Below are 24,412 nucleotides of genomic sequence, written 5' to 3' on the forward strand. Positions count from 1 at the left end.
GGATGTATACCCTCATCGTTCTACTCCCGCTGATCGGCTTCATCACGGCCGGGCTCGCGGGGCCGACCATCGGTCACAAGGCGTCGGAATATCTGACCACGGCGCTCCTGATTGTCGCTGCTGTCCTATCCTGGATCGCCTTCATCTCCTTCGGCTTCGGCGATGGCGAGACGCTGCACGTCTCCGTCCTGCACTGGATCCAGGCCGGCGCGCTCGACGTGTCCTGGTCGCTGCGGATCGATCGCCTGACGCTTGTCATGCTGGTCGTCGTGAACAGCGTCTCGGCGCTCGTCCACGTCTATTCGATCGGCTACATGCATCACGACGAGTCGCGCTCGCGCTTCTTCGCCTATCTCTCGCTCTTCACCTTCGCCATGTTGACGCTGGTGACGGCCGACAATCTCGTCCAGATGTTCTTCGGCTGGGAAGGCGTGGGTCTGGCTTCCTACCTGCTGATCGGCTTCTGGTACAAGAAGCCTTCGGCCAACGCCGCGGCGATGAAGGCCTTCGTCGTCAACCGCGTCGGTGACTTCGGCTTCCTGCTTGGCATCTTCGGTCTCTTCGTCGTCTTCGGCTCGGTGCAGTTCGACACGATCTTCGCCGGTGCCGGCCAGCTTGTCGGTGCCATCCATGGCGAAGGCGGGGAGGCGACGCAGCCGGTGCTGAGCTTTGCCGGTTATTCGCTCGGCGTCGCCGGCGCGATGACCGCCATCTGCCTGCTCCTCTTCATGGGCGCCATGGGCAAGTCGGCCCAGATCGGGCTGCACACCTGGCTGCCGGACGCGATGGAAGGCCCGACCCCGGTCTCCGCGCTGATCCACGCGGCGACGATGGTGACGGCGGGTGTGTTCATGCTCGCGCGAATGTCGCCGGTCTTCGAACTCAGCCCCTCGGCGCTCACCTTCGTCACCTTCATCGGCGCGACCACGGCATTCTTCGCGGCCACGGTCGGCCTCGTCCAGAACGACATCAAGCGCGTCATTGCCTATTCGACCTGCTCGCAGCTTGGCTACATGTTCGTCGCGCTCGGCGTCGGCGCTTATGGCGCGGCGATCTTCCACCTGTTTACGCACGCCTTCTTCAAGGCGCTTCTGTTCCTCGGTGCCGGCTCGGTGATCCACGCCGTCGATGGCGAACAGGACATGCGCAACATGGGCGGGCTGCGCAAACACATCCCGATCACCTACTGGACCATGATGATCGGTACGTTGGCGCTGACCGGCTTTCCGTTCACGGCGGGCTACTATTCCAAGGACGCAATCATCGAGAGCGCCTTCGCCGGTGAGAATGCCTTTGCGATGTACGGCTACATCATGACGGTGATCGCGGCGGCGCTGACCAGCTTCTACTCCTGGCGCCTCGTTTTCCTGACCTTCCATGGCAAGCCGCGCGCCAGCCACGAGGTCATGCACCACGTCCACGAGTCGCCCCCGGTCATGACCGTGCCGCTCTTCATCCTGTCGGCGGGCGCGCTGCTCGCGGGTATCGTGTTCTATCCGTTCTTTCTGGGACACGGATACGAGACATTCTGGCACACGGCGATCTTCACCGGACCGGAAAACCACGTGCTGCACGAGGCGCACGAGGTTCCGACCCTGGTGATCTGGTCGCCGACCATCGCCATGGTCTTAGGCTTCCTTGTCTCATACGTCTTCTACGTACGTTCGCCGGAGAAGCCGGGTCAGCTCGCAGCGCGAAATCCGGGTCTCTACAAGTTCCTCCTCAACAAGTGGTACTTCGACGAGCTCTACGACTTCCTGTTCGTGCGCACCGCCAAACGCCTCGGTCGCTTCCTTTGGAAGACGGGTGACGGTCAGGTCATCGACAGGCTCGGCCCCGATGGAATATCGGCCCGCGTTCTCGACGTGACCAACCGCGTCGTTCAAATGCAGACCGGCTATCTCTACCACTACGCATTCGTCATGCTGATCGGCGTCGCGGCGCTCGTCACCTTCATGATGTTCTGGGGAACCATCTGATGACCGGCTGGCCGATCCTATCGACCGTCACGTTCCTTCCGCTCGTCGGCGTCCTGATCATCCTGTTCACGCGGGACGACAGCGAGCTGGCGCGCCGGAACATCCGCAACGTCGCGCTGCTGGTTACGGTCTTCACCTTCCTTCTGTCTCTTCTGATTTGGGTTGGCTTCGACAAGAGCGTGCCCGGGTTCCAGATGGTGGAACGGGCTGAATGGCTCGAGGGTGGCATCAGCTACCACATGGGTGTCGACGGCATCTCGATGCTGTTCGTCATCCTGACGACCTTCTTGATGCCCATTTGCATCCTAGCCAGCCGCGACTCCGTCACGGTTCGGGTCAAGGAATACATGATGGCCTTCCTCGTGCTGGAGACGCTGGTTGTCGGCGTGTTCTGCGCGCTGGACATCGTGCTCTTCTACCTTTTCTTCGAGGGCTCGCTGATCCCGATGTTCCTGATCATCGGCGTCTGGGGCGGCAAGCGGCGCGTCTATGCGTCCTACAAGTTCTTCCTCTTCACCTTCCTCGGTTCGGTTTTCATGCTCGTTGCCATCATGGCGATGTTCTGGACGGCCGGAACGACCTCGATCCCGGATCTCCTGGCCTATCAGTTCCCGGCCTCGATGCAGACCTGGCTCTGGTTCGCGTTCTTCGCCTCCTTCGCGGTGAAGATGCCGATGTGGCCGGTCCACACTTGGCTGCCCGATGCGCACGTCGAGGCGCCGACGGCGGGTTCGGTTATCCTGGCGGGCATTCTCCTGAAGCTTGGCGGCTACGGCTTCCTGCGCTTCTCGCTGCCAATGTTCCCGCTCGCCTCGGCCGAGTTCGCGCCTCTGGTCTACACGCTCTCCGTCGTCGCGATCATCTACACCTCGCTGGTGGCGCTGATGCAGGAGGACATCAAGAAGCTGATCGCCTATTCGTCGGTGGCGCACATGGGTTTCGTGACCATGGGTATCTTCGCCGCCAACGCGCAGGGTGTGCAGGGCGCGATCTTCCAGATGCTGTCGCACGGCCTCATCTCGGGCGCGCTCTTTCTCTGCGTCGGCGTCGTCTATGACCGCATGCACACTCGCGAGATCGCCGCCTATGGCGGTCTGGTGAACCGCATGCCGGCCTATGCCGCGATGATGCTGCTCTTCACCATGGGCAATGTCGGCCTGCCGGGCACAAGCGGCTTCGTCGGCGAGTTCCTGACCCTGATGGGTGTCTTCCAGGTCAACTCGTGGGTCGCGATTTTCGCCGCGACCGGCGTAATCCTGTCGGCCGCCTATGCGCTTTGGCTTTATCGCCGGGTCATCCTCGGGGCGCTCGATAAGGAAAACCTGAAGAGCATTCTCGACCTGACGCCGCGAGAGAAGGTTCTGCTCTATCCCTTGGCCGTGCTGACGATCTTCTTCGGCGTTTATCCGATGCCGGTGTTCAACGTGACGGCCGCCTCCGTGGAGCATCTCCTCGGGAGCTACACCGCCGCCCTGCAGGCTGCCGCCAATGTCGCGTCTCTGCACTAACCGACTGGGCTGAACAGATCATGTTTTCGCAATTCGTGGCGCAGAGCCTCCCCATTGTCGGTACCGAACTGATCCTGGCGGTCGGCGCGATGCTTCTCCTGATGGTGGGCGTCTTCCAGGGCGAGAAGAGCGGCGGTTTCGTGCTGTCGCTCGCAGTTGGCCTGCTCGTTTTCGCGGCAGGCTGGCTCTGCTTCGTGGTGCCGGACGGCATCGCCTTCGGCGGCTCGATCATTCTCGATCCGTTCGCCCGCTTCATGAAGATCCTGGTTCTGATCGGATCGGCGGCCGCGCTTCTCATGTCGGCGACGTTCGCCAAGCGCGAGCGGTTCGACAAGTTCGAGTTTCCGGTCCTCATCGTGCTGTGCACGATCGGCATGCTCGTCATGGTCTCGGCCGGTGACCTGATCGCCCTCTACATGGGTCTCGAGCTTCAATCGCTGGCGATTTATGTCATCGCCGCGATCGCGCGCGACCAGGTGAAGTCGACGGAAGCAGGCCTGAAGTACTTCGTTCTCGGCGCGCTGTCCTCGGGCATGCTGCTCTACGGCGCCTCGCTGGTCTACGGTTTCACGGGCCAGATCGGCTTTCGCGAGATCGCCGTTGCGATCTCATCGCATGAAGCGCGTTCGATCGGCCTTTTGATCGGCTTGGTCTTCGTCCTCTCGGGCCTCGCCTTCAAGGTGTCGGCCGTGCCGTTCCACATGTGGACGCCGGACGTCTACGAAGGCGCGCCGACGCCGGTCACGGCCTTCCTGTCGGGTGCGCCGAAGGTCGCCGCGATCGCGCTGTTAACCCGCTTCACTGTGCAGAGCTTCGGCCCGCTGACAGCGGACTGGCAGCAGGTGATCATCTTCATCTCGATCGCCTCCATGCTGTTCGGCTCCTTCGCCGCTATCGGCCAGCGCAATATCAAGCGCCTGATGGCCTACTCCTCGATCGGTCACATGGGCTACGTCCTGGTCGGTCTGGCCGCCGGCGACGAAGCCGGTGTGCGCGGCGTGCTAATCTACATGGTAACCTATGTCACGATGACGCTCGGCACGTTCGCGGTGATCCTGTCGCTGCGTCGGCGCGACGAGATGGTCGAGGATGTCTATGAACTCGCTGGTCTGTCCCGCACCAACCCGATCATGGCTCTGGCGCTGACGACCCTCATGCTGTCGCTGGCTGGCCTTCCTCCGCTGCTCGGCTTCTGGGGGAAGTACTACGTGTTCGTGGCGGCCGTCGGCGCGGGTCTCGTCCCTCTCGCCGTGATCGGCGTGATCGCGTCGACCGTGGGTCTTTTCTACTATCTGCGCGTCGTGAAGGTCATGTGGTTCGACGAGCCGATCGGTGGGTTCGAGCCGATGGGAACGGAGCTCAAGGTCGTGCTGGGAGCGGCGACGCTCTTCGTCTTCCCCGCCTATGTCTTCGTCGCCGGGCCGATCTTCGCGGCCGCAGCGGCTGCGGCCCGTTCTTTCTTCCTCTGAGGAATGAGGGTCGGGTCTCCGTTGCCACGTCGGTGGCTTGCTCTGGGCGAGGTCGGTTCGACCAATAGCGTTGCTATGGACGCCGCGCGGGCAGGGGATCCCGGGTCTCTTTGGATCACAGCCGAACGACAATCGGCAGGACGAGGGCGGCGGGGCCGCCCTTGGTCGTCTGATACAGGCAATCTTTACGCCAGCCTTCTTCTGATCGATCCGGCGCCCGTGGCATCGCTCGGCCAATTGCCTCTAGTGATCGCCGTGGGCATGCGACGCGCCCTTTGCTCGCTGCAGGGGATCGACGCCGATCGCGTGCGGATCAAATGGCCGAACGATCTCTTGCTCGACGGTGCCAAATGCGCCGGTATCCTGGTCGAGAGCGAGCGCAGTCCAGATGGACGGCAGGCCGTTGTGGTGGGATGCGGTCTCAATGTCGAACTCTGCCCGGACGACGCTCCCTACGCCGTAACCACGCTTCGCCGCGCCGGGAGCGCAGCTTCGGTTCGCGAGACCTTTCTGGCTCTTGCCGACGGCGTGGAATGGGCTCTGGACTTATGGCGCCGGGGACGCCATTTCTCGGACATACGCGAGGAATGGATGGCGGGAGCCGCTGGGCTCGGCCAGACATGCCGCGTGAATCTCTCGGATCGAACCTTGGAAGGTCGTTTCGCCGATCTCGATGAGTCGGGTCGATTGGTTCTGGAAACCCAGGACGCACGTCGTCTCGAGATCTCGGCTGGAGATGTCTTCCTGTTGCCGCGCCCTGATGCGTCGGCCGCTCAGTGAGTTTGCAGGTGATCCCTGCCTTTGGAAATGAAGACGCCGATATTCGGCCTGTTTTGAAAGCGACTGTGACTTGAACGAACTGGTATTCGTGCCGCTTGGCGGCATCGGCGAGATCGGTATGAATCTTGCCCTTTATGGATTCGGCCCTGCGGACAACCGGGAATGGATCGCCATCGACTGCGGCGTGTCCTTCGCCGGCCCCGAACTGCCGGGCGTGGACCTCGTGTTTCCCGACACGACCTTCATCGAGCAGCGGCTGCACGCCCTCAAGGGCATCATTATCACCCATGCGCACGAGGACCATTACGGAGCGGTTCTCGACCTTTGGCCGCGCCTGAAGGCGCCGGTCTATGCGACGCCCTTCACGGCCGCGCTGCTCGCCGCCAAGCGCGAGGGCGAGCCCGGCGCACCGAAAGTGCCGATCACGATCTTCCGTGCGGGCGATCGTTTCGATGTCGGACCGTTCTCCATCGAGGCGGTCAATGTCACGCACTCGATCCCGGAGCCGGTCGCACTCGCCATTCGAACGCCGCTCGGAACCGTGCTGCACACGGGTGACTGGAAGATCGACGCGACGCCTGGCCTTGGGCAGCCGACCGACGAGAAGCGGCTGCGCGAGATCGGCGACGAGGGCGTCCTCGCTCTCGTCTGCGACTCGACCAACGCGATGCGTGAAGGCGAGTCTCCGAGCGAGAAGGAAGTATCCGCTTCGCTCGCCGAGATCATCGGGACAGCCAAGGGCCGCGTCGCGGTCACGACCTTCTCCTCGAATGTCGGCCGCATCCGTTCGATCGCGCAAGCCGCCGATATAGCGGGTCGTCAGGTTCTCCTAATGGGGCGCTCGATGAAGCGCGTGGCCGATGTCGCGTCTGAACTCGGCTATCTCGAATCCCTGCCGCCTTTCGTCAGCGAGCAGGATTTCGGCTACATTCCGCGCGAGAAGGCCGTGATCGTCCTCACCGGCAGTCAGGGCGAGCCGCGCGCGGCCTTGTCCAAGCTGGCAAAGGACGAGCATCCGGCCGTGGCGCTGTCGCGCGACGACACCGTCATCTTCTCCTCCCGCAGCATTCCAGGCAACGAGAAGGCCATCAACGAGGTCAAGAACGGGCTGATCGAGCGCGGCATCATCGTGATCGAGGATCACGACAAGCTGGTTCACGTGTCCGGCCACCCGCGCCGCTCCGAGCTGCGCCGCATGTACGAATGGACGCGTCCGAAGATCGCCGTGCCGGCGCATGGCGAGCCGGCGCATCTGGCAGCCCATGCCGACCTTGCCAAGCAACTCGGCGTGCCCGACGTCGTGTCGCTGCGCAATGGCAAGCTGGTGAGGTTGGCGCCCGGTCCCGCGACGATCATCGACGAAGTGCCCGTCGGCCGGTTCTACAAGGACGGGTTCCTGATTGGCGGCACGAAGGAGATGGGCATCGACGAGCGTCGGCGCTTGGCCTTCGCCGGCCATGTCTCGGTGCTAATTGAGCTGAACACCAAGCTCGAACTCGAACTTGATCCCGAAATCGTCGCCATGGGGCTTCCCGAGAAGGACGAGAACGGCGACGATATGACCGAGGTCCTGCTCGACGCGGCCGCCGGTGCGGTGGAAAGTATCCCGCGCGGTCGTCGCAAGGACTTGGAACTCGTGCGGGAAGCTGTTCGTCGCGCCGTTCGTGGAGAGGCGAACGACGCTTGGGGCAAGAAGCCCGCAGTGACCGTTTTCGTGGTCAAGAACTAGACCGAGGCGGTCCCGTCACAGGGACCGTCGGCGGCGAGGAGACAATCGATGAGCATCGTCACATCCATTGCGATCTATTTCGTGATCTGGTGGACGGTGCTATTTCTCGTTCTGCCGATCGGTGCGCGCTCGCAAATCGACGATGGCGAGGTGTTGCTAGGCACGACTCATAGTGCTCCCAGCCGCTTCCACGCGTGGCGGACCATTGTGCGCACGACGCTTTTGGCCTGCGCGGTATTTGCGCTCTTCTACGTCGGCACTCAGTATCTCGGTCTCAGCCTCGATAGCCTGCCGCATATCGTTCCGGGAACGTGATTGCAGCCGCACAAGCAGAAGTGGCCCCAACCGAGGCGGGCATTCCTGATTGAAACCGGCAAACTCAAGACAAAAAAAATGCGAGGCACTGCCTCGCATTTTAGATCGCAAGCCTGGATCTTACATCGGCCCTTGGACCGAGGCTGCGCCTTGGCGCGCCGAAGATCACGTCCTCCCAAACGCGACTTGCCGGTAAGTGCGCCATTCGGCGCTTGTTGATGCTTGAGCTTAGACTCCGAATCTCGCCGTTGTCGAGCACAAATGGCAGAAGTATGACACTTTCTTTCGCAGCGCGCCTTATGTCTGAGCATATTGTTCCTTGCTCGATGCAAGTGCCAGGACGCGGCGGGCAGCATTGGGTCCGGAGGCAAGCGAGGGCGTGGCTTTGCTTTCGGTTCCCAAGCCGTTAAGAAGCCGAGCGAGGCTTGGCCTCGCGTCTTCGTTCTCTCGCCCGAGCTTAGAGTCCCCATGCGCCTTTCCCACTACTTTCTGCCGATTCTAAAGGAAACACCGAAGGAAGCGGAAATCGTCTCGCATCGGCTCATGCTGCGGGCCGGGATGATCCGTCAGCAGGCGGCGGGGTTGTATTCCTGGTTGCCGCTGGGCAAGCGCGTGTTGGACAAGGTCTCCAACATCATTCGCGAGGAGCAGGACCGCTCCGGGGCGATCGAGATGCTGATGCCGACCATCCAATCCGCCGATCTCTGGCGTGAAAGCGGGCGCTACGACGATTACGGCAAGGAGATGCTGCGGATCGAGGACCGGCACGAACGCGAACTGCTGTTCGGTCCGACCAACGAGGAGATGATCACCGACATCTTCCGGTCCTACGTCCGTTCCTACAAGGACCTCCCGCTGAACCTCTACCACATCCAGTGGAAGTTCCGAGACGAGGTGCGCCCCCGCTTCGGCGTGATGCGCTCTCGCGAGTTCCTGATGAAGGACGCCTATTCCTTCGACATCGACTACGAGTCGTCGAAGACCGCCTATGACCGGATGTTCGTCGCCTATCTCCGCACGTTCGAGCGCATGGGCCTCAAGGCCATTCCGATGCGCGCCGATACCGGTCCGATCGGGGGCAAGCTGAGCCACGAATTCATCATTCTCGCCTCGACCGGCGAGAGCGAAGTGTTCTGTCATCGCGACTATCTCGGCATGGACGTGCCGGCCGAAGGGGTGGACTTCTCCGACGCGGCGGCGCTCGACGCGATCGTGACGAAATGGACCACGCCCTACGCGGCGACGGACGAGATGCATGACGAGGCCGCATGGAACGCGCTGCTGGAGAGCGACCGCGTCGCGGCGCGCGGCATCGAGGTCGGCCATATCTTCCATTTCGGCACGAAGTATTCCGAACCCATGAAGGCCAACGTGACCGGCCCCGATGGCAAGGATGTGCCCGTGTTCATGGGGTCGTACGGCATCGGGCCGAGCCGCCTGATCGCCGCCATCATCGAAGCCTCGCATGACGAGAACGGTATCATCTGGCCGAAGGGGGTCGCGCCGTTCGACGTTGGCCTCGTCAACATGAAGCCCGGTGACGCCGATTGCGACGCGGTTTGCGAGCGCCTCTATGCGGAGCTGCAGGCAGCGGGGCAGGACGTCCTCTACGACGATCAGGACACGCGCGCGGGCGCCAAGTTCGCGACTATGGACCTGATTGGTCTGCCGGTTCAGGTCATTGTTGGCCCGCGCGGCGCCAAGGCTGGCGAAGTGGAGATCAAGCTGCGAGCGGGCGGCGAGCGCGAAACGCTCCCCGTCGGCGACGTTCTGCGTCGCTTGTCGGCCTGATCTCGGATGGCTGCATGAAGACTCTCTCCGCTGCTCCGGTGAACACTGGTCCCGCCCCGAAGACGAGGCCCTTCTCGCGCTTCGAGTGGATGATCGCGGGACGCTATCTTCGGTCGCGGCGGCGGGATGCCGGCGTGTCGGTGATCGCGGGCTTTTCGTTCCTCGGCATTATGCTGGGCGTCGCCGCCCTCATCATTGTCATGTCGGTGATGAACGGCTTTCGCGGTGAGTTGCTGACCCGCATTCTAGGCGTCAACGGCCATGTCATCATGCAGCCGATGGACCAGCCCCTGACCGACTATGGCGAGGTGGCGCGTCGTCTCGCCGGCGTGCCCGGGGTCGCCTTCACTATGCCGCTCGTGCAGGGGCAAGTTCTGGCGACGGGCTCTAGCAATGCGAGCACCGGCGCGCTGGTGAAGGGCGTGCGCGGCGAGGACCTTCTGCGGCTGAAGCCTGTGGCCTCGAACATCAAGCTCGGCACGATCGAGAATTTCGACACGAGCCAGGGCGTCGCGATCGGCAGCCGCCTGGCCGATTCTTTGGGGTTGAGGCTGGGCGACTCCATCACCCTGGTTTCGCCCGAGGGCGACGTGACGCCGCTCGGCGTGACACCGCGCGTGAAGGCCTATCCGATCGTCGCGATCTTCGAGATCGGGCTGTCGGAATATGACGCGGCCTATGTCTACATGCCGCTCGGCGAGGCGCAGCTCTTCTTCAATCAGGAGAACCAGGCTCAGTCGATCGAGATCTTCGTCAACGATCCCGATAAGGTCTCCGCGCTCCAAGCGCCGATCGAACAGGCCGCTGCGCGTCCGAACTACACGGTGACCTGGCAGCGCCAGAACGAGAGCTTCTTCTCGGCCTTGGAGGTCGAGCGGAACGTCATGTTCATCATCCTGACGCTGATCGTTCTCGTGGCGGCGCTCAACATCATCTCCGGACTTTTCATGCTGGTGAAGGACAAGGGCAGGGACATCGCGATCATGCGCACGATGGGCGCGACGCGGGGCTCCATCATGCGGGTGTTTCTGATTACGGGCGCCTCGATCGGCGTGTCCGGCACGATCGCTGGCTTCGCGCTGGGCACCCTGTTCTGCCTCAACATCGAGAACCTTCGACAGTTCTTCTCCTGGGTTTCCGGCACGACGCTCTTCAACCCGGAATTCTACTTCCTCAGCCGCCTTCCCGCAGAGATCGATCCGCGCGAGGTCGCGACCGTGGTTCTCATGGCCGTCGGCCTGTCCTTTCTCGCGACGATCTTCCCCTCCTGGCAGGCGTCCAAACTCGATCCGGTCGAGGCGCTTCGGTACGAATGATGCAGAATGCTTCCCTTCGGCTCGAGCGCGTCGAACGCCACTTCGTGCAGGGCGAGTCGCGGCTGACGATCCTCCAGCAGGCCGATCTCGACATCATGCCCGGTGAGATGGTGGCCCTCGTGGCGCCGTCCGGCTCCGGCAAATCGACGCTGCTTCACATTGCCGGCCTTCTGGAGAGGCCCGATGCAGGAGACGTCATCGTAAACGGTCAATCCTGCGGCGCGCTGGACGATGCTGGGCGCACCGCCATGCGCCGGGCGGCGATCGGCTTCGTCTACCAGTTCCACCATCTCCTGCCGGAGTTCTCGGCCCTTGAGAATGTCATGCTGCCGCAGATGATCGGCGGCTTGAAGCGAGAGGTCGCGGCCGAACGGGCCCACGAGCTGCTCGACTATATGCGGCTCGGTCATCGCACCAAGCACCGTCCTTCGGAGCTTTCGGGTGGCGAGCAGCAGCGTGTCGCCATCGCGCGGGCCGTCGCCAACAATCCGTTCGTGCTTTTGGCGGACGAGCCGACGGGAAATCTCGACCCGACCACGTCGAATTATGTTTTCGACGCGATGACGGCGCTGGTCCGCCAGTCCGGCGTGGCTGCTCTAATTGCCACGCACAATCACGATCTCGCCCGGCGCATGGACAGGGCGGTGACGCTTCAGGACGGGAAGGTCCTCAGCCACACGCTTTAGGCGTCGGCGCTCGCGGACAAGTCGGTTTCGCTGCCGGTTTGGCCGGGCCGCTTGTTGCCGATGCGGCAACATGTCGGCCGACGCAATGCAGCGTTTCGGTGCCTCGTTAGTTAGTCGGCGGTCTTTGAACCGTTCTAGCTGAATGGGAACAGCCGTTGTCCAGCGTCCTCCGCGTGCCCCCGACTCTTTCAAACCCGCCGCTCTGCACCGATCTCGTTCCAGCGGAACGCGTCAGCGACAGGCTGCGCGAGGCGCTGGCCGAGCGGGCGCGTCCAGACGACCCCGACGCTGAACCCCGCGCTTTCTCTGAAGCTCAGATCGTGACGCTTAGGGCCATGTTGGCCCGGATCATCCCGACCGCGGTGGACTACGGGATCGATATTGCCCTCCGACTGGACCGGATGATGGCGGATCAGGACGGAAACGGCTGGCGTTACGAAGCCCTTCCGACAGACCCGAACGCCTACAAGATCGGGCTCGACACGCTGGATGCCATCGCGCGCCACCGAGATGGGACAGGGTTTGTGATACTCCATAGCGCGTCGCAAGACGAGATCCTGAACGCGATTGCCGCGTCGGATGATCTCGGACTGAGTGACCCGACCTTGTTCGATGCCAAGCAGATGGCGCTTTGGTTCGAGGAGGTGCTGTCCGATTCCGTCCGGCATTACGTCGCCCACCCCGCTGTCATGGCCCGCATCGGATATTCCGGGTTCGCGAATGGCGGCGAGACGGGCGAGCGGTTTGTCGGCTTTCGTAAGGTCGCAATCGGCGAGCGCGAGGCTTGGGAGCCCGAGCCGGTTTCCCCAGCCGCAGAGGAGAGCGTCCGATGAGGCTCGACCTGATGGCGCGCTACGGATTGGACGAGACCGTCGATGCCGTGGTGATCGGAACTGGGGCGGGCGGTTCCCCCCTGCTCGCGCGCTTGGCCTCCGCTGGCCTTCGCGTCGTCGCGCTGGAAGCCGGATCGAATCGGTCTCAAGAGGAGTATGCCGCAGACGAGACCTTGTCGTCGGACCTCTACTGGATGGACGAGCGGATCAGCGGTGGCTCGATGCCAGAGGCGTTCGGCGCCAACAATAGCGGCGTCGGCGTCGGTGGCTCCATGCTGCACTGGGGCGCCTTCGTGCCGCGCGCAGACGCCCGCGACCTTCGGCTGCGGACGGAGACGGGCAAGGGGCGCGACTGGCCGCTGCGGCTGGAAGACCTCGTGCCCTATTACGAGGAGATCGAGCGCTTTGTCGGCGTGTCGGGTCCTGCCTCCTATCCGTGGGACCCCACGCGTGGCTATGGCCTCCCGCCCGTGCTTCGGAACGCACCGGCGCAAGCCATGGCGGCGGGCTGCGCCGCTATTGGCGCGACGGCGAGCGACGGCCCGGTGGCGGTCGTCTCCCGGCGCTTTGAGCAGGCGGATGGTCCCAAGCGTGAGGCCTGCGTCAATTGCGGCTACTGTCATCAAGGTTGCCGCAACGGGGCCAAGACGTCGATGGACGTGACCTATCTCCCACTTGCCGTGGCAAGGGGTGCCGAGATCCGGGATGAGTGTTTCGCCACCCATTTCGAGTTCGACACGCAGGGACGCGTCATCGCCGTCGTCTATCTCCAGGGTGAGCGCGAGGTCCGGCAGCGCTGCGCGGCCGTATTCCTCTGTGCCGGCGCGATCGAGACGCCGCGCCTTCTTCTGCGCCAGAGCATTTCCAATTCCAGTGGGCAAGTCGGGCGCAATTATACCGCCCATGTCGCGACGCAAGTCTGGGGCACGTTTCCAACCGAGATGCGGATGAACAAAGGCTATCCCTCAGCCCTCATCACCGAGGATATGCTGCGCCCCAAAAACGCGGATTTCGCGGGTGGCTATCTCGTGCAAAGCCTCGGCGTCGTCTTGCAGACATGGGCCGATCAGGTGGCGCGGGGAAGAGGGCTCTGGGGCCAGCGGCTGACCGACTATCTCGATCGCTACAATCATGTCGCTGGCATCGGCATCAACGGCGAGGGGCTGCCGAGCGACGACAACTACCTGATCCTGTCGGACGAGCTGGACGGCCGCGGCATGCCGAAGCCGATCATCCGCTTCGGCTATGGCGAGAACGAGAAGCGCCTTCGCGCACATGCCATCGGTTTCATGAAATCGGTCTGGGAAGCCGCCGGCGCAAGCGACATATGGGTGCTGGACCGCACGGCCCATACGATCGGGACATGCCGCATGGGGACGGATGCTGGCGAGAATGTCGTCGATCCCCATGGCCGCAGCTTCGACATTCCTAACCTCTGGATCGCCGACAATTCGGTCTTCCCGAGTTCGCTCGCTGCCAATCCGGCGCTGACGATCATGGCGCTCAGCCTGCGCACGGCCGATGGCTTCCTCGGAAAGCATGGGTCCGCCTGACAGCTTCCAGTCCGCCACGTCGAAACGTTAAAGGCCCGGCGGTTTTCGCCGGGCCTTTAACGTTTCAGAAGTCCTGACGAATTTGTTCCGCCTTTGTTCTTTCATTCGGCTGAAATATGGAACAAATTGAGAACACAGCTTGATGGAGATTGAAATGCTGGTTCTCAGAGAAATCGCCTCGCTCACCGCCGTCTCCGCCTTCGTGGCGAGCTTTGCGCTTATCCTTCACCTGATTTGATCGCCCGTCCGTCGAAAGACGGGGACATCCGACGACGCGGGCTGGACTCTGGCCTATGAATTGGGACACTGACAAATTCCTTGCCGAAGACATGGACAGCGAGTCGCTTGGCGAACTCGAGGTCGATGCGCGGCTCGGCGGTCGCCTGGACGGCGTCCGCGCGGACACCGGGGATCTCGTCATGGCCGAAGAGAAGAAGGGCGCTCCCGCGCCTCTGCGTTTCGTTCATCTTCGCGTGCACAGCGCCTATTCGCTTCTCGAGGGCGCGCTTCGGGTCGATCAGATCATCAAATTCGCGAAAGCGGACGGCGCGCCGGCCATCGGCATCGCCGACACCGGCAATCTCTTCGGTGCGCTGGAGTTCTCCGAGAAGGCCGCGAAGTCCGGCATCCAGCCTATCATCGGTTGCCAGATCGATGTCGAGTTTAGCGATGTCGAGGGCAACCCGCGCGATCGATCCGGCTTCGGCTCGTCCGGCTCGCTGGTGCTGATGGCGGCCACCGAACGGGGCTACGAGAATCTCGTGGAACTCGTCTCGCGTTCCTATCTCGCGCATGACGGCAACATGCGCCCGCATGTCCTGGTGGACTGGCTCGGCGAACATGCCGAAGGCGTCATCGCGCTGACCGGCGGTCCGCTCGGGCCGATCGGCACGGCCATCAACGCTGGGCAGGGGCTGGTCGCTCGCGCGCGTCTGGAAAAGCTCGCCGGCTTCTTCGGCGACCGGCTCTATGTCGAGCTGCAGCGCCATGAGGGGCGGGGGCGTCGCACCGAGGGCGAGACCGTGGCGCTCGCCTACGAGCTTGGCTTGCCACTAGTCGCCACCAACGAGCCCTTCTTCTTCTGCAACGAGGATTTCGACGCGCATGACGCGCTGATTGCCGTCGCCTGCAATCGGCTTGTCAGCCACGAGGACCGCCGCCGCCTGACGCGCGACCATTGCCTGAAGTCGCAGGACGACATGGCGCTGCTCTTCGCCGACCTGCCGGAGGCGATTGAGAACACGATCGAGATCGCCCGCCGCTGCTCCTACCGCGTGCGCACCCGCAAGCCGATCCTGCCGCGTTTTGCCGGTGCCGATGCGGATGCCACCCAGGCCGAACTGGCGGAATCTTCCGAACTGCGCCGTCAGGCGCAGGAAGGGTTGGAGATGCGTCTGGCCGCTCATGGCCCGGCGGCGGGCCAGACGGAAGAGAGCTATCGCGAGCGGCTCGAATTCGAGCTTTCGGTCATCGAACGCATGAAGTTCCCCGGTTACTTCCTGATCGTGGCGGACTTCATCAAATGGGCGAAGGCGCAGGGGATACCGGTGGGGCCTGGCCGCGGTTCGGGCGCGGGGTCGCTGGTCGCCTATTCGCTGACCATCACCGATCTCGACCCGCTTCGCTTCGCTCTTCTCTTCGAGCGGTTCCTCAATCCCGACCGCGTGTCGATGCCGGATTTCGACATCGACTTCTGCCAGGACCGGCGCGAAGAGGTGATCCGCTACGTCCAGCAGAAATACGGCCGCGAGCAGGTCGCGCAGATCATAACCTTCGGGTCGATGCAGGCGCGCGCCGTGCTGCGCGATGTCGGCCGCGTGCTCGAAATGAGCTATGGCCATGTCGATAAGCTCTGCAAGCTCGTGCCCCAGAACCCGGCCAATCCGGTCACGCTCGCCCAGGCGCTGGAGGACGAGCCACGCCTGCAGGAGGAGCGGCGCAAGGAGGAGGTGGTGGACCGCCTTCTCAGCATCGCCTTGAAGCTGGAAGGTCTCTATCGACACGCCTCAACCCACGCCGCCGGCATCGTGATCGGCGATCGGCCGTTGTCGAAGCTCGTGCCGATGTATCGCGATCCGCGCTCCGACATGCCGGTCACCCAGTTCAACATGAAATGGGTGGAGCAGGCAGGGCTGGTGAAGTTCGACTTCCTTGGCCTTAAGACACTGACGACGCTGAAGACTGCGGTGGACCTCATCGCGCGGCGCGGCGAGCGGATCGATCTCGGCGCAGTGCCTTTGGAGGACAAGCCGACCTACGATCTCCTGACACGCGGCGAGACGGTCGGCGTGTTCCAGGTGGAATCGGTCGGCATGCGCAAGGCGCTGATCGGCATGCGGCCCGACCGGTTCGAGGACATCGTGGCTCTGGTCGCGCTCTATCGCCCGGGCCCGATGGAGAACATCCCGGTCTACAACGCGCGCAAGCACAAGGAAGAGGAAGTCGAGATCATCCACCCGAAGATCGAGCCGATTCTTCGGGAGACGCAGGGCGTCATCATCTACCAGGAACAGGTGATGCAGATCGCCCAGGTTCTGTCCGGCTATACGCTTGGCGAGGCCGATCTCCTTCGCCGCGCCATGGGCAAGAAAATCCGCGCCGAGATGGATGTGCAGCGGGTGCGTTTCGTCGAAGGCTGCGTCAAGAATGGCATTCCGAAGGCGCAGTCCAACACGATCTTCGACCTTCTGGCCAAGTTCGCCGACTACGGCTTCAACAAGAGCCACGCGGCCGCCTACGCGCTGGTTTCGTACCATACGGCCTATCTGAAGGCGAATTACCCGGTCGAGTTCCTGGCCGCGTCCATGACGCTGGACATGGGCAACACCGACAAGCTCAACGACTTCCGTCTGGACGCCAAGCGTCTTGGCATCCCCGTCGTGCCGCCCTCCGTGCAGCGGTCCCACCGGGCGTTCGAGGTGCAGGACGGGCAGATCATCTACGCGCTCGCCGCCATCAAGGGCGTCGGCGAGCAGGCGGTGGACCACATCGTGGAGCGGCGGCAGGATGGCGGCGCGTTCAAGAGCCTTGAGGATTTCTGCGCCCGGATCGATCCAAAGATCGTCAACAAGCGGACTCTGGAACATCTGATCGCCGCTGGCGCGCTCGACAGTTTCGGCCTCGACCGCGCCAAGCTCTGCGGCAATCTGGAAAAGCTGGCGTCCTATGCCGCGCTGGCGCAAGAGGGCCGGACCTCGGGCCAGCACGACATGTTCGGCGGCAGCGGCGAGCCGGAGCCGCTGCGTCTGGCCGACGTGCCGGGTTGGACGACGACGGAGAAGCTTCTTCGCGAGTTCCAGTCGATCGGCTTCTATCTCTCGGCCCATCCGTTGGACGAGTACAAGGATGCGATGAAGCGGCTGAAGGTCCAGTCCTATGCCGAGGTTGTAGCCGGCGTGCGCAAGGGCCAGACGGCGGGCCGACTGGCGGGAACGGTGACCTCGCGCCAGGAGCGCAAGACTCGTACGGGCGGCAAGATCGGCATCGTCCAGCTCTCCGACGCGACGGGTCAGTACGAGATCGTCCTGTTCACGGAAACTCTGATCGCCTTCCGCGACAAGCTGGAGCCGGGCGCTTCGGTCATCGTCACCGTTTCGGCGGAGGACCGGCCGGAGGGCATTTCCCTGCGCGCATCCGGCGTCCAGTCTCTGGAGGCCGAAGCTGAAAAGATGCAGAAGGCGCTGCGTATCTTCCTGCGCGACGCCAAGCCCTTCTCGTTGTTCCAGAACCAGCTTCGCGCCGGTGGAGACAGCGATGTCTCGTTGATCCTCCTTCGTGACGATGGCGAGCGGGAAGTCGAGATCGCGCTTCCCGGCAAGTTCCGCGTTTCGCCACAGATGGCGAGCGCCATCAAGGCTTCGCCCGGCGTGATCGACGTGGAACTGGCCTGAGGTGAAGGGCGCCTAGCGGCGCTCTTCGTTCCCATTCGCCAAGAGCGCCGCGATCTTCGCGGCCGCATCGCGCCAGTTCTCGGCGCGCAGCGTGCCATGGGGCATGGGCGGGAGATGCGCGCGAAACTCGCGATTGGCCATGAGATGCACGAGATGGATGTCCGGCGCACTGCGCCGCGCGCCCTCCAGATTGGGCGGAAGATCGTCCACGAAGACGATGGGCCCGCGCCAGCGTTGCCGCATCTCGGCGAGCAGGCCGCCTTTCGACCGTTCCGTCGCGATCATCGGGTCTGTCAGCCCATGGCTGTCCAAGAGCGCCCGTCGCTGCTGGTAGTAGCTCGGCGTCATCGCCGTGAGATAGACGACGTCCGCTTTCTGTCGCAGGTCCGCCAGGGCTTCCCTTACGCCTTCCACTGGGGCTTGGCGCTTGATCTGGTCGGCATAGAGGAGCGCCGTGATCCGATCGAGTTCATGGCCCGACACGGCAGCGCCGGTCGAGAGCGAACGCACGTTCCCTGTCAGGCGAAAGCTTTCGAAATGCAGCTTGGCGCCATGCTCCGCCAGAAGTTCGCAGAAGGGTGCGATGAAATGCAGCACCACTTCGTCCACATCCAGAACGATCAATGCGTCATGATTTTGCGGGAGGGCATCGATCGTGGGTCCTACCGTCGTCATCAGGAATAGGATTCCGCATAAGGCCCGGCCATCACCCGCCGCGCGGCTGCCACGCGCTCGGGAGGTACTTCGATATGAGCGGCGAAATCCGTCAGGATCCGCTCGTCGGACAGAACGAAATCGAGCACGCCAGCGAGGAACGCCGGCTCGTCGGCGGCTTGGCGCAGGTTTTCGAGTTCAAGACCGGTGAGGCGCAGGAACCGGCTGAACAGAAGGCCGTCGCTGGCGATAAAGGACAAAGCTTCGACCGCGAGACCCGATGCGGTCTGCTGGGCTTCATGGTTTCCGCTACGGTAGTTCTCGTTAATCATAATCGTAGCCTTCATCCTTCGAAGAGCGAGATTGCCGAATTGTTAAATCAAATTGCTCTAGCTTTGCCTATTGAAGGTCGGGAACCGGGTGAGATCACGCCTGGCAGAGGGTATGCGTATGACCAAGACCGTCATGATCGTCGAGGACAACGAGCTCAATATGAAGCTCTTCCGCGACCTGATCGAGGCTCACGGCTATCGCACGGTGCAGACCCGTTCGGGGTTGACCGCGGTCGATCTCGCGCGTGAACATCGTCCTGACCTCATTCTCATGGACATCCAGCTTCCCGAGGTTTCCGGCCTCGACGTCACGCGCGATCTGAAGGCCGATCCCGAACTGCGTTCGATTCCCGTCATCGCCGTCACGGCTTTTGCCATGAAGGGCGACGAGGAGCGAATCCGCAAGGGCGGATGCGAAGCCTATATCTCGAAGCCGATCTCCGTCCTGAAATTCATCGAAACCATCAAGTCCTTCCTCGGCGACGCCTGAGCCATGTCTGCCCGGATCCTCGTGGTGGACGACATGCCGGTCAATCGCCGGCTGATGCAGGCGCAGCTATCCGAGGAGTATTTCGAGGTTCTGCTCGCCTCGTCCGGCCCCGAGGCTCTCGATATCTGCCGCCGCGAGATGGTGGATCTCGTTCTGCTCGACGTGATGATGCCGGATATGGACGGGTACGAGGTCTGCCGGCGCCTGAAGGCGGAGCCGACGACACTGCACATTCCGGTGGTGCTCGTCACGGCGCTGGACCAGCAGGCGGACCGCGTTCGCGGTCTCGAGGCCGGCGCGGACGATTTCCTGACCAAGCCCGTGCGCGGACTGCCGCTCTTCTCGCGCATCCGCAGCCTGACCCGCCTCAAGATGCTGACCGACGAACTGCGTGTGCGCGCCGAGACGGCGGCGCGGGTCGTGGCGGAGCCCTGGGATCTCGGAGCCGAGACCATGGGGCGGAACGGGCGCCTCTGCGCGATGATGGCCCGGCCGGAGGAAGCGCTTCGGGTGAAACGCCTTGTCGGCGCCGAACATATGATCATGCCGGCCGTAGAACCTGATGCGGTCTTGAACCCCACCGAGCCGGTCGACCTTTTCATCCTCGATCTTCAGGCCGAAGCGTTCGATGCCTTGCGCCTCTGTTCGCGCCTGCGGTCGAACGAGGGCACACGTCAAACGCCGATTCTGTTGATCGCGGGACCGGAGGATGAAGCGCGCATCACGCGCGGCCTGGAACTGGGGGCCAACGACTATTGTCAGCGCCCGCTCGACCCAAACGAACTGCTGGCGCGCATTCGCACTCAGATCAAGCGCAAGCGATACGACGAAGGTCTGCGGCGCAGCGTGCAGACGACGATCGAGCTTGCGACGATCGATCCTTTGACCGGCCTCTACAATCGTCGCTTTCTCGACGGGCATCTGGCTCAGGCGAGCGAACAGTCCGTCCGCAGCGGCAGACCGCTCTGCGTCCTGATCCTCGATATCGATCACTTCAAGCAGATCAACGACACCTATGGCCATGATGTCGGAGACGAGGTGCTTCGTCAGTTCGCGGAGCGCGTGCGTCGCAGCCTTCGCGCCAGCGATCTCGCGGCGCGGATCGGCGGCGAGGAGTTCGCGCTTCTCATGCCCGACACCGATCTTGCCTCCGCCGAGGGTGCGGCGGAACGGCTGCGCGAGTTGATCGAGGCGGAACCCTTCGAGGTCCAGGATCTGGCGATACCCGTCACGTCCAGCGTGGGGCTTGCGAGCTTGAACGGGGTGGAACCCCGCGGGCTGATGAAGCGGGCCGACATCGCGCTCTACGATGCGAAGCGAGCCGGGCGAAACCGCGTCGTCGTCGCCAGCGATCTCTCGACGGCCGGACCTTAACCATTCCTAAAACGAATGGGAGCATTTTGCATTATCCAGATTGATTCCCCTTCGATTCTCGGCAAGTCTGGAAGCGTAGGGTTTCGAGGTCACAGACAAGCGTCTGTTCTTAGTTTCCCCATGGAATGCTCAGGTCCGCCGCATCTCCTGGGTCCCGTGGGGCGGTCGGCCGGCAGCTGGTCATACGCGGTATCCTCGTGCCGCGATCGGCGCGCCGGCCGACCACTTTTACAGCTTCGATCATATGCTTGCTGCCACGCTAGCGGTCGCCTCTAGGGTCGGCGAACTCTAGCGATCGGACCAGCCCTTAGCCGATATGGCGATATGGCGGCGATCGGGTGAACTGCGCCCCCTCGGGGAGGGTTCAAGGCTGACGCGCCCTCCGTGACCATTCCCGACACGACATCTCTATCGCTCCGGGCGAGCACGCTTTGGTGTGCCTCGACGCTTGATGCGATGATGGTGTTTTGCGTCACGCCGAGCCGACTTTCGAACTCCGTACGATCGCTGCCTCGCAACCTGCGCCCCAAACGAAAAACGCCGCCCGGAAGGGGCGGCGTTCTCGAAATCCGAAACGGACGACGACTTACTTGATCTTGGTCTCGCGGAACTCGACATGCTTGCGAGCGACCGGATCGTACTTCGTCTTGACCATCTTATCGGTCATCGTACGGCTGTTCTTCGTGGTGACGTAGAAGAAGCCGGTGTCAGCCGTGCTGAGCAGCTTGATCTTGATCGTTGTAGCCTTGGCCATTGTGCGTCCATCCTGGCGAATCGTGGCCCTGCGTCTGACGGCGGGCCGAACAGGCGTCGCACGGGGCATGCAGGACATTAGAGATTGTATCTGGCCCGTCTCGCCAAGCGACACAAGCCGAACAGGCGCACGAAACCATGCGCCCTTATCGCGGCGGACACTACTTATGGAGACGCCGAAGTCAAGGTCTTCGGCCTCCAACAGGTCGTCTCAGCTATCGCTTTCCTCGCCCCGTCCGCCGAACCCATGCATCCGCATGGCCCATTGGAGGCCGATCGTAGCGCCTTTCAGAGGCCGAAGCAGCACAAGCGAGAGAGCAATCGTAACGGGCACCCAGATGGCCAGATGCGCCCAGAGCGGCAGGTCCGTGACCTGTTCCATGCCCATGAACAGCGCGACCACCAAATGGCCCACGATGAAGATCGTGAGATAGGGGGGCAGATCGTCGGCTCGATGGTGCTCGAACGCTTCACCGCAAGCTTCGCACCGATCGACGCTTTTGAGATAACCCGAAAAGAGCCGTCCCTTGCCGCAATGCGGGCAGCGCATGAGGAAGCCACGCCCCATGGCCTGCAGTGTATCGCGCGGCTCGCCCGAGTTGCTCGCCGCCGGTTCCAGAACGTTCGCACGAGACTCATGAGGGGCGATGGTCATCGCTTTCCGCGTCCTTTCCCGGCGGCCGCCTTCGGGCCCTTGCCGGCGGGCTTTGGCGTGCGCCCGGGCCGATGGAGGCGGTGGCTGCGCCGCGCCGCCTTGTGGAACGAGCCGGTCGTGGCCGGCAACTCCCGTGGTTCGGACAGCATCTCGAATCGCATCGAGCCGGCCAGCGGCACGGCTTCCACCAGCTTCACCTCGACCGAATCGCCCAGCCGAAAGCCACGCTTCGAACGCTCGCCGACGAGGGAATGGCCGACTTCGTCATAGTGGTAGTAGTCGGCGCCCAGGGTCGAGATCGGAATGAAACCGTCGGCGCCGAAGGTCGGCAACTGGACGAACAGGCCCGACTTGGTGACGCCCTGAATCTTGCCCTCGAACTCCTCGCCCAGCCGGTCGGCGAGGTGATGGGCGATGAGGCGGTCCACCGTGTCGCGCTCGGCCGCCATGGCGCGGCGTTCCGCCTGACTGATCGCCTCGGCGGTCTCTTCCAGTTGCTCCTCGTCCTCGCGGCTCAAGTCGCCATCACCGAGACCCAACGCCTTCACCAGAGCGCGGTGGACGATGAGATCGGCGTAGCGGCGGATCGGCGAGGTGAAATGCGCGTAGCGCATGAGATTGAGGCCGAAATGGCCGAGATTCTCGGGTGTGTAGACGGCCTGGCTCTGCGAGCGCAGAACGACCTCGTTCACCAGACTCTCGTGCTCGGTGTCCTTCACGGCGTGGAGAATGCCGTTGAAATTGGCAGGCCGCAGGGCACCGGTCTTCGCGAGCGGTAAATCCAGCGTGCGCAGGAAGTCGCGCAGCGTTTCCAGCCGTGCGAGCGAGGGGGAATCGTGGACGCGGTAGATCAGCGCCTGCTTCTGCTGCTCTAGCGCCTCGGCCGCGGCGACGTTGGCCTGGATCATGAACTCTTCGATCAGCTTGTGCGCGTCGAGCCGTTCGGGAAGGATGACGCGATCGACCCGGCCGGCTGCGTCGAGCACGATCTTGCGCTCGGGCAGATCGAGATCGAGCGGGGCGCGCCGGTCGCGCGCGCGCTTCAGCGCGGCGTAGGCGTCCCAAAGCGGGCGGAGGACGCCGGCGACGATCTGCGGATCGACCAACTCTTCCGTCCCGTCGATCGCTCCCTGGGCGTCCTGATAGGCGATCTTGGCATGGCTGCGCATCATGATGCGATGGAAGCGATGCGAGCGCTTGTCGCCGTCGCGGTCGAAGATCATGCGCACGGCCAGCGCCGGCCGGTCGACACCCTCGCGCAACGAACAGAGATCGTTGGAAATCCGCTCGGGCAGCATCGGGACGACGCGGTCTGGGAAATAGACCGAGTTGCCGCGCAGCTTGGCTTCCGCGTCGAGCTTCGAATGCGGCCGGACGTACCAGGAGACGTCGGCGATCGCGACCGTCACCACGAACCCGTCGGGATTGGACGGATCGGCGTCGGGGGCAGCGTGAACCGCGTCGTCATGATCCTTGGCGTCGCGCGGGTCGATCGTGACCAACGGCAGATCTCGCCAGTCCTCGCGATGCGCCATGGTCGCCGGGCCGGCGGCGTCGGCCTCCGCCAGAACTGATTTCGGGAAGACATGCGGAATCGAATGCGCGTGCAGCGCAATGGTGGAGATCGCCTTTTCGGTGTGAAGCGAGCCGATCACTTCGGCAATCGACCCCATCGGCAGGCCGGCGCGCATGCGCTGGGACGGCTCGACCTCGACGAGATCGCCGTCCTTGGCGCCCCGTGTGTCGCCGGGCCCGACGACGAATTCATGTTGGCGCCGCTCGACAGGCTCCACCCGGCCGCCGCCGCCCGCCGTCTCGCGGAAGACGCCGAGTGCGCGGGCGGTTTTGCGATCGAGCAGGCGAATGACGTCGGCCGCCGGGCCTTCCGGCGCGTCGAAGTCGAGCTGCGCCAGGATGCGATCCCCGATCCCGGCAATGGCGGCTTGGTCGCGCTTCTGGCGCACGGTGAAGCGGGGGCGGGGACCGAGGTCGCTCTCGTCCCAGCCAACCGGATCGGCCAAAAGGCCGCCTTCGTCGTCGCGGTCGCGGATTTCAAGAACCGTGACGGTCGGCGGCGCGCCGGGGCGGGTGTATTGCTTGCGACCGCCAGCCAGGAGGCCGTCGGCCTGGAGATCGGCGATGATGTCCTTGAGCGCGACCCGTGCCTCGCCCTTGACCCCGAAGGCCTTTGCCAGATCGCGCTTGGTGGCGCGGTCCGGGTGGTCCGCGATGAAGCGCAGGACCGCCTCCCGGCTCAGCGAGCGTTCGTCGGTGGTCGGGATCGCTCGCTTGGCCATGGAACTCC

At 63.4% G+C, this 24,412-nt stretch carries 19 protein-coding genes; 14 read left to right on the forward strand and 5 right to left on the reverse strand.

What is annotated here, in order from left to right:
- Positions 1–2 precede the first annotated feature (2 nt).
- The 12 genes from nuoL to dnaE all read left to right on the forward strand — a co-directional run bounded on the left by nuoL (position 3) and on the right by dnaE (position 17,849).
- The gene (gene nuoL, locus AUL32_RS14980) at positions 3–1,979 is read left to right on the forward strand and encodes an NADH-quinone oxidoreductase subunit L (RefSeq protein ID WP_062116375.1); all 1,977 of its coding nucleotides are present in this window, start codon (positions 3–5) and stop codon (positions 1,977–1,979) included.
- Positions 1,979–3,487 (forward strand): NADH-quinone oxidoreductase subunit M, encoded by a 1,509-nt coding sequence (locus AUL32_RS14985; RefSeq protein ID WP_062116378.1) that lies wholly within the window; start codon positions 1,979–1,981, stop codon positions 3,485–3,487. Before nuoL ends, AUL32_RS14985 begins: the two co-directional genes overlap by 1 nt.
- Before the next feature lie 20 nt (positions 3,488–3,507).
- Positions 3,508–4,956 carry an NADH-quinone oxidoreductase subunit NuoN gene (nuoN, locus tag AUL32_RS14990; RefSeq protein ID WP_062116381.1) on the forward strand — a complete coding sequence of 483 codons (1,449 nt, stop codon included), beginning with the start codon at positions 3,508–3,510 and terminating at the stop codon, positions 4,954–4,956.
- A 3-nt stretch (positions 4,957–4,959) separates the two neighbouring features.
- On the forward strand, positions 4,960–5,736 hold the full coding sequence (locus AUL32_RS14995; protein ID WP_062116383.1) for a biotin--[acetyl-CoA-carboxylase] ligase: 777 nt from the start codon (positions 4,960–4,962) through the stop codon (positions 5,734–5,736).
- Positions 5,737–5,854: 118 nt separating this feature from the next.
- Positions 5,855–7,465, forward strand: a complete 1,611-nt coding sequence (locus AUL32_RS15000) for a ribonuclease J (RefSeq protein WP_244497923.1) — start codon at positions 5,855–5,857, stop codon at positions 7,463–7,465.
- Between the two features lie 48 nt (positions 7,466–7,513).
- A complete protein-coding gene (locus AUL32_RS15005) occupies positions 7,514–7,780 on the forward strand; it encodes a DUF1467 family protein (protein WP_062116388.1) in 267 nt (88 codons plus the stop codon).
- Between the two features lie 468 nt (positions 7,781–8,248).
- Positions 8,249–9,571, forward strand: coding sequence for a proline--tRNA ligase (proS, locus tag AUL32_RS15010; protein WP_062116391.1), 1,323 nt, complete (start codon positions 8,249–8,251; stop codon positions 9,569–9,571).
- 14 nt (positions 9,572–9,585) lie between these two features.
- Positions 9,586–10,887 carry a lipoprotein-releasing ABC transporter permease subunit gene (locus AUL32_RS15015; protein ID WP_062116394.1) on the forward strand — a complete coding sequence of 434 codons (1,302 nt, stop codon included), beginning with the start codon at positions 9,586–9,588 and terminating at the stop codon, positions 10,885–10,887.
- A complete protein-coding gene (locus AUL32_RS15020) occupies positions 10,884–11,573 on the forward strand; it encodes an ABC transporter ATP-binding protein (protein ID WP_061976182.1) in 690 nt (229 codons plus the stop codon). The genes AUL32_RS15015 and AUL32_RS15020 overlap by 4 nt, the downstream gene beginning before the upstream one ends.
- Positions 11,574–11,728: 155 nt before the next feature.
- Positions 11,729–12,406, forward strand: a complete 678-nt coding sequence (locus AUL32_RS15025) for a gluconate 2-dehydrogenase subunit 3 family protein (RefSeq protein ID WP_062116397.1) — start codon at positions 11,729–11,731, stop codon at positions 12,404–12,406.
- The gene (locus tag AUL32_RS15030; protein WP_062116400.1) at positions 12,403–13,959 is read left to right on the forward strand and encodes a GMC family oxidoreductase; all 1,557 of its coding nucleotides are present in this window, start codon (positions 12,403–12,405) and stop codon (positions 13,957–13,959) included. Before AUL32_RS15025 ends, AUL32_RS15030 begins: the two co-directional genes overlap by 4 nt.
- 419 nt (positions 13,960–14,378) lie before the next feature.
- A complete protein-coding gene (dnaE, locus tag AUL32_RS15035) occupies positions 14,379–17,849 on the forward strand; it encodes a DNA polymerase III subunit alpha (RefSeq protein ID WP_062116886.1) in 3,471 nt (1,156 codons plus the stop codon).
- Between the two features lie 12 nt (positions 17,850–17,861).
- Here the strand turns inward: dnaE and AUL32_RS15040 are convergent, their stop codons facing one another.
- Both AUL32_RS15040 and AUL32_RS15045 read right to left on the reverse strand, forming a co-directional pair.
- Entirely contained in the window at positions 17,862–18,524 is a 663-nt protein-coding gene (locus tag AUL32_RS15040; protein WP_062116403.1) for a hypothetical protein, read from the reverse strand.
- The gene (locus AUL32_RS15045) at positions 18,524–18,835 is read right to left on the reverse strand and encodes a DUF3572 domain-containing protein (RefSeq protein WP_062116405.1); all 312 of its coding nucleotides are present in this window, start codon (positions 18,833–18,835) and stop codon (positions 18,524–18,526) included. The genes AUL32_RS15040 and AUL32_RS15045 overlap by 1 nt, the downstream gene beginning before the upstream one ends.
- Before the next feature lie 118 nt (positions 18,836–18,953).
- Here AUL32_RS15045 and AUL32_RS15050 point away from each other — a divergent pair, with 118 nt between their 5' ends.
- Entirely contained in the window at positions 18,954–19,325 is a 372-nt protein-coding gene (locus AUL32_RS15050) for a response regulator (RefSeq protein ID WP_058598284.1), read from the forward strand.
- A 3-nt stretch (positions 19,326–19,328) separates the two neighbouring features.
- Positions 19,329–20,699 carry a PleD family two-component system response regulator gene (locus AUL32_RS15055; protein ID WP_062116409.1) on the forward strand — a complete coding sequence of 457 codons (1,371 nt, stop codon included), beginning with the start codon at positions 19,329–19,331 and terminating at the stop codon, positions 20,697–20,699.
- A 586-nt stretch (positions 20,700–21,285) separates the two neighbouring features.
- Here AUL32_RS15055 and rpmG read toward each other — a convergent pair.
- From rpmG to rnr, 3 genes are all read right to left on the reverse strand, one after another.
- Entirely contained in the window at positions 21,286–21,453 is a 168-nt protein-coding gene (rpmG, locus tag AUL32_RS15060; protein ID WP_019995293.1) for a 50S ribosomal protein L33, read from the reverse strand.
- Between the two features lie 210 nt (positions 21,454–21,663).
- Complete coding sequence (locus AUL32_RS15065; RefSeq protein ID WP_062116412.1) at positions 21,664–22,107, reverse strand: DUF983 domain-containing protein; 444 nt, start codon at positions 22,105–22,107, stop codon at positions 21,664–21,666.
- Positions 22,104–24,404, reverse strand: a complete 2,301-nt coding sequence (gene rnr, locus AUL32_RS15070; protein WP_062116415.1) for a ribonuclease R — start codon at positions 24,402–24,404, stop codon at positions 22,104–22,106. Before rnr ends, AUL32_RS15065 begins: the two co-directional genes overlap by 4 nt.
- Positions 24,405–24,412 lie beyond the last annotated feature (8 nt).

Origin of the sequence: Aureimonas sp. AU40 (genome assembly GCF_001463785.1) — a bacterium.
GTDB lineage: Bacteria > Pseudomonadota > Alphaproteobacteria > Rhizobiales > Rhizobiaceae > Aureimonas.